Origin of the sequence: Dactylosporangium salmoneum, from assembly GCF_039532525.1 — a bacterium.
Lineage (GTDB): Bacteria > Actinomycetota > Actinomycetes > Mycobacteriales > Micromonosporaceae > Dactylosporangium > Dactylosporangium salmoneum.
In genome coordinates this window covers 78,873-87,087 of record NZ_BAAARV010000025.1, presented here as the reverse complement: position 1 = coordinate 87,087, position 8,215 = coordinate 78,873, and the positions used below count along the sequence as shown (strand labels likewise).

5 protein-coding genes are annotated in these 8,215 nt (G+C 72.5%); 2 read left to right on the top strand and 3 right to left on the bottom strand.

Annotated features, from left to right (window positions below; all coding sequences use genetic code 11):
* From ABD352_RS16035 to ABD352_RS16025, 3 genes are all read right to left on the bottom strand, one after another.
* Positions 1-5,607 (bottom strand): WXG100-like domain-containing protein (locus ABD352_RS16035; protein WP_344613159.1); only part of this gene is annotated, 5,607 nt, incomplete at its 3' end.
* Between the two features lie 38 nt (positions 5,608-5,645).
* Entirely contained in the window at positions 5,646-5,978 is a 333-nt protein-coding gene (locus ABD352_RS16030; protein ID WP_344613158.1) for a hypothetical protein, read from the bottom strand.
* Complete coding sequence (locus ABD352_RS16025; RefSeq protein WP_344613157.1) at positions 5,975-6,391, bottom strand: YbaB/EbfC family nucleoid-associated protein; 417 nt, start codon at positions 6,389-6,391, stop codon at positions 5,975-5,977. Before ABD352_RS16025 ends, ABD352_RS16030 begins: the two co-directional genes overlap by 4 nt.
* 93 nt (positions 6,392-6,484) lie before the next feature.
* On the opposite strand from ABD352_RS16025, the gene mycP reads away from it, so the two are divergent.
* Positions 6,485-7,813 (top strand): type VII secretion-associated serine protease mycosin, encoded by a 1,329-nt coding sequence (gene mycP, locus ABD352_RS16020; protein ID WP_344613156.1) that lies wholly within the window; start codon positions 6,485-6,487, stop codon positions 7,811-7,813.
* The gene (locus tag ABD352_RS16015) at positions 7,813-8,211 is read left to right on the top strand and encodes a hypothetical protein (protein WP_344613155.1); all 399 of its coding nucleotides are present in this window, start codon (positions 7,813-7,815) and stop codon (positions 8,209-8,211) included. The genes mycP and ABD352_RS16015 overlap by 1 nt, the downstream gene beginning before the upstream one ends.
* Positions 8,212-8,215 lie beyond the last annotated feature (4 nt).

Below are 8,215 nucleotides of genomic sequence, written 5' to 3'. Positions count from 1 at the left end.
GGCGTGCGGGTCGGCGCCGCGCCAGGTGAGCTCGGGCGGCATCGTGGCATGCCAGGTGCGCCCGCCGTCGGCCACGTTGACGTGCGGCGGGGCGAACTCGCCGCCGCCCACCGCGTGGCCGGGCGACGCCGGCATCTCGGGCGAGCCGATCACGTCCCAGTTGGGCTCGATGCCCGCGTGGTCGAGGACGTTCTTGCCCTCGCGCATGATGAAGTCGTTGATCTTCGTGGTCGGCCCGGTGGGCTCCGGCACGTGCGGCTTGCCGTTGACCGGGTCGGTCTCGCCCTCGACCCGCGGGAGGATCGACTGGGTGACCTTGTGGTACTCGATCGGCACCGCCCCGCTCTTGAGGCCGTCGAGCAGGCCCGGGAACTCGACGTACAGCCGCAGCAGGTTCGGGTCGTTCTCGAGCATCCACTTCAGGTAGGGCGCGGTGCCCTGCTCGACCCGGCCCTTGAGCACCGGGTCGAACCGTCCGCCGATCTTGCCGTTGCCGCCCTTGGCCTCCCAGATGTCCAGCCGGTTCATCTCCGGGTGATCCGGGTTCCAGCGCAGCGCGATGATGTCGACCTCGCCGGGCGATGCCGACGTCGGCTCGCCGCGCACGTGCACCGTCTCCGGCGGGACCTCGCCGTGCACCGGGTCGGTCCGCAGGAGCAGCTCGCGCGCGGTGCCGAGGCCCGCGTGCATGCCGGCCACGCCGCTGGCCTTCGCCTGGTCGTTGCGGGCCATGTGGAAGTCCTTGGCCAGCTGGTCGAACCGGTCGAAGACCTCCTGCGGGAGCTTCTCCAGGTCGGAGGGCTTCATGTCGGCGATGGTCCGGTCGTACGCCTCGCCCGGGGCGAAGCTGTCGTGGCTGTACGCCCGGCGCCCCTCCCGGCCGAGCAGCTCGTTGACCCGGTCGACCTCCTGGTTGCGGGCCTCGACGATCCGGTTGACCTCGTCCTTGGCCGCGTGCCAGTCCTGCGAAGCGTGCCGCACGCCGTCGACCGGGTCGGTACGCACGTTGGGGTCGTGCGCGAGCGCCTCGTCGTGCTTGAGCATGTGCGGGCTGGACTCGCCCTCGTGCACCGACACGACGATGTTGTGCCGGACCGCCTTGTGCCAGTCGTTGACGAAGCCCTTCTCGCCCCGCAGGTGACCGGTCTCGATGCGCCAGGTCCCCTTCGGGTCGCCGGGCATGTGCATGCGCCCGTCCGGCCCGGTGTGCAGCGGGATCTCGATCTCCGTGCCGTACGCGGCGGGGTGCCGCGACAGCTCCTTCGGCTGGTACGGCTCACCCCCCGACGACCCCGGCTCGTGCGGCTGGTGCACCCCGCCCGGCTCGTGCGTGCCCGGCATGATCGGCTCGCCGTGCGCGTCGAGCGTGATCGACCAGACCCCGGCGATGTTGCTGTCGTAGATCGGCCCGTGGTCGGAGATCAGGCCGCGCTGCATGTCGACCCAGACGACGTCCCCGCCGATGTTCAAGGCGTTGAACGAGTGCCCCTCGCCGCTGTCGCCCCACTTGACGACGATGACCGCGGCCGACCCGGGCCCGGCCTCCTTCAGCTGGTCCCGAACCCGCTCCAGCCCGCCAGCGTCGCGCCCGTTGAGCTCCCACTCCCCGCGGGTCCACTCGGCGATGCGCTGCGCGCCGTTGTGCTCGCCACCGACGGTGGGATCGTGCATCGACCCGGCGACGGTGGGCTCGCCGTAGTGGTTGGCCAGCACGGCCATGGCCACGTCCGGGCAGTTGTTGTTGCGCCCCGGCTCGTGCGGCCCGCCGTCGTTGACCTTCTCCGCCCACTCCCCCACGCGCGGGTCGGGGTGCATGACCGGCTCGCCGTTCTCGCGCGGGAACGCGTCCTCGAGCGCGCGGACGTCGCGCTCCTTCGGCGGATCGATGTGCTCGCCGGGCCGGGTCTCCGCGACGGTACGCCCATCCCCGACCCGCCCCACGGTGCTGGGCGGCTCGTTGTCATGCGGCCCGCCCACCCCGGACTCGTCGTGCCCCCCGGCACTGGAGTCATGCGTCCCAGCGCCCGGATCGTGAGGCCCGACAGTCGGATCGTGGGGCCCGGCGTTCGGGTCGTGAGGCCCGGCGTTCGGATCGTGGGGCCCGATGGTGGGATCGTGCGCGGCGACCCCTTCATGGGGATCGATCGCGGTGATCCCGAAGTCGTCGATGAACGGCCCGCACGTGTCACAGGGCGGCGCGTACTCCCCGTGCTCCTGCCGCGACCCTTCCCCGATCCAGTGCGTGGACACGACCCCGTCGCGCAGGTGCTCGCGCGCGTAGTCCCCGAACTCCCCCGGCCGCCCGGACCCTTCCCACTGCCGCTCCAGCTCGTACAGCCGGTCGGACACGAGCACGATCTCGGCGCACTTGCCGTGGTTCTGCCCGATGCGCTTGTCGGGGTCCTGCTCGGCCGCGGCCTTGATCTCGTCGAGCACCCGCTGCGCCTCGGGATGCACCCGCAGGTCGGTCGGCGGCGTCCCGTCGGAGTGCCGCATCGGCCGCGCGCTCGTGTGGCTGGTGACACTCGGGTCCTCGGGCGTCATCAGCGCCCCGGCGACCCGCACCTTGTTCTTGGTCCCGACCTTCTCGGTGTCCATCTGCTTGCGGGCCGCGTCGGCGAGATCCCGCGCGGACTGGTCGACCGCGGCCTTGCCCTCGGGGCTGTTGGGGTCCCCCTCGAAGTGCCGGGTCGGCCCTTCGTAGCTGCGCGTGCCCGCCGCCGTCTCGGTCGTCGACAGCTTCGAGCCGGGCTCGTTGCCCCCGCCCCCGGGCCGATCCCCGGGCGGCGGCGGGTTGTCACTGCCCCCGGGAGGCCCGTCGTCGCGCGGCCCGCCGTCCCGCGGCCCGTCGTCGGGCCCGCCGTCGCGGCCACTGCCCCCGCGCTCGCCGCCGGTCCCCGAGTCGCGCCCGCCGCCGTGCTCCCCAGGCCCGCCGGTACCGTCGTGCCCGCCAACGGTCCGCGTGTGCCCGGCCGGCGGCGCATCGGTACCGCCGAGCCGCACCGGCATGTCATCCAGCCGCGGAAGCGGCACGAACAGCGCGGCCGGCTCCTTCTCCCGGTCCCCGACCCGCAGCGGATCGTGCCCGTTCCCGGTCCCGTCGTGCACGGGCGAAGCCTCGGCCCCGCGCGCATGCTCCCCGACGTGCGCGGGCTGCCCCGCCCCGCCGTCCCCGGCCCGCACCGGATCACCGACGCGAACGGGTTCGCCGGCATGCGCAGGGTCGCCGACCCGAACCGGATCACCGCCCCGAACAGGATCGCCAGCCCGCATAGGATCGCCGGAACGCGCGGGGTCACCAGAACGCGCGGGGTCGCCAGAACGCGCGGGGTCACCAGAACGCGCGGGATCGCCACCGCGGACGCTGTCCCCGGAGCGCACGTGGTCCCCGGGCCGCGTCCCGCCGTCGGCCGGCCGCCCGGCCTCGGACGCGCCCGACCGTTCAGGGGCCCGGACAGAGCCGTTGGTCCGGTTCTGCTCGGCCGTACGCCCACCCTCGGTGGCCCGCGCCCCGTCGCCGCTCTTCGCTCCGTCCCCGCTCTTCACCCCCTCGCCGGTACGCGCCCCATCGCCCGTCCGCGCACCCTCGCCGGACCGAGTACCTTCTCCGGACCTGGTCCCGTCCGTCGTTCGCGCGCCCTCGCCGGACCGCGCCCCGTCCGCCGACCGAGCCCCGTCCGAAGTCCGCGCACCGTCGGTCCCGCGCCCGGCATCCGTAGTGCGCCCGGCTTCGGTCGTCCGGCCCGCTTCGGTCGTCCTGCCCGTGTCCGTGGTGCGACCAGCATCCGTAGTGCGGCCCGCGTCCGTAGTGCGACCTGTATCCGTAGTGCGGACCGCGTCCGTGGTGCGACCTGTATCCGTAGTGCGGCCCGTATCCGAGGTGCGGGCGGTGTCCGCTGCCCGCCCGCCCTCGGCCGTCCGTGCCGGGTCACCTGGGCGCTCCGCACCAGCGGCCGGGTGGTCGGCAACGATCGGCGCAGCATCCCGCGACGGCGCACTACCGGTCGTGCCCGTCGAGCGGTCGCCCGAGGAACCGCCGCCAGCGTCCTGGCCGGTGTGCACCTCGGCGCGCTGGGTCACCGGATCGCCCCCGGAATGGGTCACCGGATCCCCAGCGCCCCGCGTCACCGGATCGCCTGCGGACTGGACGACCGGATCGGCGGCACGCTGGCTCGCCGGGTCACCCGAACCATGGGTTACCGGATCGCCACCATGCTGCGTTACAGGATCACTGGCGTGCGGTGCCGTTGTCGTAGTCGAGTCCACAGGAGCGGTGACGGAGCCGCCAGCCGGGTGCTCGGAGTTCGGAGCCAGTGAATTGCCGTCGCCCAGATTGTACCCGGACCCACCGACATTTCCGGTCCCATGATCACCGGCGGTGACCCCGCCATCGCCAAGCCCACCCGAGTCACCAAGCCCGCCGCGATCACCCAGCCCACCCATGTCCCCGAGCCCACGGGTGTCCCCGAGCCCACCGGAGTCACCGAGCCCATGGGTGTCCCCGAGCCCGCCGGAGTCACCGAGCCCATGGGTGTCCCCGAGCCCGCCGGAGTCACCGAGCCCATGGGTGTCCCCGAGCCCACCGGCATCGCCCAGACCAGGCTCACCAGCCCCGGTCCGCCCGGTCTCGCCCATCCCGACATCGCCGGGCGCTCGGGTGGCGCCTGGAGCGTGCGGGCTGCGAAGCGCCCCGATGCCCCCCATCGCCCCGCCCATGGCCGCCCCGTTGAGGAACGTCTCCAGCGAGATCCCCTGCGTGATGTTCTTCCAGCTCCAGTCCCCCGTCATGAACCCGGTGGTGAGCATCATCGACGCGGGCATGACCAGGGCGTTCGCGCCGGCGTGGATGCCGGCGTTGGCGGCCACCCGCGGCAGCCGCCCCTTGATCGGCAGGTGGACGAAGTTGAGCGGGAAGGTCAGCGCCCCGGTGATGGCCCCGGAGACGAGGCTGTTGAGCAGGGAGTTGGTGTCGAGCTCCTTGCGCGTCCCCTCGGCGATCTGGATCTCCTGCGCGAGGAAGTCCGCCCCGACCGAGAAGGCAATCTGCTGTACCTCATGAATCACGAACTTCGTGAAGAGCTTGCGAATGATCCCCTTGCCCAGCCACTGCACGAGCCGCTGCAGCACGCGCCCCGCGATGGTCCGGGCGGTGGCCACGGCGGCCCCGGCGGCGGCCTCGGACCCGCCAGCGGTGAAGAACGCGAGGGCCTGGCAGATGAGCACCGTGATGACGGTGATGACGAGCGTGATGGTGAGGACGAGCTTGGCGTACTCGATCTCCATCGCGGCGTTGTCGGCCGCCGCGGAGTAGTTCATCGCGATGTCGGCGACCTGCGGCAGGCCGTGCTCCGGCCCGACGGCGAGCGCGCTCCAGTACGTGTTGAACGCATCGCCCGCGTCGCCGCCCCACGCCTGCGCGATCTGCATGGCGATGGTGTCGGCGTTGTTCAGCCGGCCGTTGAGCTCGGTGCCGAGGTCCTGCCACGCGCGCGCGAGGTCACGCAGCTTGTCCTCGTCGCCCTCCGGCCACGCGGAACCGCCGCCGATGATGCATATGGCGTCCCACAGCCAGTCGAGGGGGTGGAGGGACGGCTTCTGAACAGACAATGTCGACGGCTCCCCGTGTCAACCCCGGCGGGGCCGCGTCACGACTTCTTGAACCAGTCGGCGGTCAGGTCGTCGAGGTCGACCGTGCCCTGAACGCCCTCCCGGACCTGCTCCCCGAGCTTGGAGACGGCGATCACCATGCTCTCGCCGCCCTCGAGGACGCTCGTGGCCGGCGGGTGCTCGCCCTCCAGGTAGTTCTTGTTGAAGTTCTTGCCCGGATCGTCGTTGCCCCACGGCTGCGAGCCGTTGAGCTCGTCGATACGCGCGCGCAGGCTGCGCCACTTGGAGAGCATGGAGTCGCCCACGGTGGTCATCTGCGACGCGGCGCTGAGCGCCTCGGTGGGGTTGACCGCGGTGTTGTCGGCCGTCATCGCTTCTCCTTACCCGTTGCGTTCTCCACGTCGAGCAGCCCGAGCTCGGAGTCGAGCTTGTGCCGCATCCCGTCGAGGTCGAACTCCAGGTGGGCCTGGATGTCGGCCTCCGGCATGTACGGCTTGCACGCCTCCTGCACCTGGCGCATCGCGTCGGCCGCGGCGGTCTGGATGGTCCTGGTGATCGACGTGGCGAGCTGGCGCGAGTCGGGGCGGCGGTAGATGCGCGCGTCGATGTCCAGCCGGATGAGCTGGCCGCGCGGGCCCACGACGGCGGTGATGAACCCGTCGTCGGACTTGGCGGTGGCCGTGATCGAGCGCAGCTGCTGCTGCAGCGTCTTCATCCCGCCGCGGAGCCGGTCGAGGTCTCCCAGCAGCTCATCTGCCCGCGCTCGGAGCGCACGGTTGTCCAAGGTGCCCTCCCCGTCGCCGGCCGTCCAACCGTACGATACTCAACAACGGCAATACGCCACCAGACCGAATCGATCCGGCAGAAAGGCCACGACGTGCAGCGTTGGTTCGCCGCCATCGCAGCGCTGGGTGCCGCGGCCGCGTTGCTCGGCGCGCCCTCCCCCGCGCTCGCGGAGCCGCCGCCTGCCGGGGTGTGCAACAGCCCGGCCAAGTCCGGCTCGGTGGTGAAGGAAACGCCCTGGCCACAGCAGCTGTTCGGGGCCCAGCGCATCTGGCCGACGGCCACCGGGGCGGGCATCACCGTCGCGGTCATCGACTCGGGCGTCGACAGCTCGCATCCGCAGCTCGAGGGGCAGGTCCTGCCCGGCTTCGACTTCCTGCGCAACGTCGCCGGCGCCGATTTCGACTGCACTTCCCACGGTACGGCGGTAGCCAGCATCATCGCCGCGAAGCACACCAACGGCGTGGGCTTCGAGGGGCTCGCCCAGGGCGTGAAAATCCTCCCGATCCGGGTCAGCGACCACGCGGAGGGGACGAACGGCGAGGCGGTGACGCCGGAGGTCTTCGCCAAGGCGATCCGGTACGCCGCCGACCAGAACGCCAAAATCATCAACATCTCGCTCAGCCTGGACGCCGACTACCCGGCCGTCGCGCAGGCGGTCGACTACGCCATCAACACCAAGGGCTGCATCGTCGTCGCCTCGGTCGGCAACCACCACGCCAACGCCGAGGCCTCCGACCCGCCGATCGGCTCGACCCGCAACCCGGTCCGCAGCGACCCGGCCTCCTACCCGGCCGCGTACCCGGACGTGCTCGGCGTCGCCGCGGTCAACCAGGACCTCAGCCGCGTCGACGAGTCCCAGATCGGCTCGTACGTCGACGTCTCCGCCCCCGGCAACCTGGTGCTCGGCGCCACGAGGGTCAGCGGCCACCAGTACTGGAAGGGCACCAGCTTCGCCGCCCCGTTCGTGAGCGCGGCCGCGGCCCTGGTCTGGTCGGCCCAGCCGTACCTGAAGAACAGCGACGTCGCGTGGCGCCTGCGGGCCGACGCGGACCGTATCGGCGGCGGCACCCGCAGCAACGAGTTCGGCTACGGCATGGTCAACCCGTACCGGGCCGTCAACGAGGCCCCGTCGAAGAACGACCCGGTCAGCGGTGCCCCGATCCCGCCGCCCGCGGTGAACCCGGTCGTCGCCGCCCGCACCGCCCGCTGGAACGACGCCGCGCAGGTCGCCGCCATCGCCGGCGTGGCCGTGCTGCTCGCCGCCCTGGCGATCTTCGCCATGCGGGTGGCCGTCCGCCGCGGCCGGGCCCGCGCCTGGCGCCCGGGCGAGGTCCGCGCGGCCCCGCGCCCGGCCCGCGACCCCGACGTCGAGCCCGAGGACGTCTTCTTCGCCCTGCCCCGCCGCGGCTCGGCCGACTGATGGAGCACCTCGACCTCGAGCTGGTCGCGGCGCAGCTGCGGCGCTGCACGGACGACCTCTCGCTGCACGGCGGGATGCTGCTCGCGGTCCTGTCCAGCGCGCTCCCGCCGCACCTGGTCGAGGTACGGCGGGAGGGCAAGCTCAAGGCGCGGCTGGGCGGGCGGGAGCCGGCCGTGCTCGGGGTCGCGGTCACGCTCGGCCCGCTGCGCTTCGAGCTGGACCGGGACGGGGTCGGGGCGCGCCCGACGACGGTGATCCGGCACCAGTCCCGGGGCGTGGTGCTGTCCTCGGAGACGGTGAGCGCGGACGACTGGTGCCGGTCGCTCACCGCCGCCCTCGTCGAGGAGGCCGGCGGCGACTCGGCGGCCGTCGAGGCGCTGCGGCGGCTCACCATCTGAAGAC